This window comes from Gilvimarinus gilvus (assembly GCF_030518155.1).
Lineage (GTDB): Bacteria > Pseudomonadota > Gammaproteobacteria > Pseudomonadales > Cellvibrionaceae > Gilvimarinus > Gilvimarinus gilvus.
Window position 1 is genome coordinate 1 of record NZ_JAULRU010000807.1, and the last position, 316, is coordinate 316.

Below are 316 nucleotides of genomic sequence, written 5' to 3' on the forward strand. Positions count from 1 at the left end.
AATAATCTCCTGTTTTAAGAGTGGTATGATTGGCATTACGTAAGCTATAAAAAGCAGAAAGTAAATCTTGCGCATCGTAAGGAATCGTTTCTGTTGTAACTTTTCCATCTCGTTTATTTTCAACTTTTGCTTTTCTATTGGCATGATCAAAATAATAGATTTGATGACGTTTGTAACTTCCTTCTACAATATTTCGAACAAATTTTGTAGGTTTCAAATCTGTTTTGTCAATATACGATTCGTAATTATCATCTACCTTAAAAAAAGCACGCACAGCACCTGTTGAAGTTCCTTTTCCTATGATGTGATAATGGCT

The 316-nt window shown here is 32.6% G+C and carries 1 protein-coding gene; it reads right to left on the reverse strand.

Translation table 11 applies throughout. The features are described 5' to 3' along the window. Positions 1-316, reverse strand: a 316-nt coding sequence (locus QWI17_RS21585; protein WP_302724606.1) for a DUF3108 domain-containing protein, incomplete at both ends; no start/stop codon positions are given.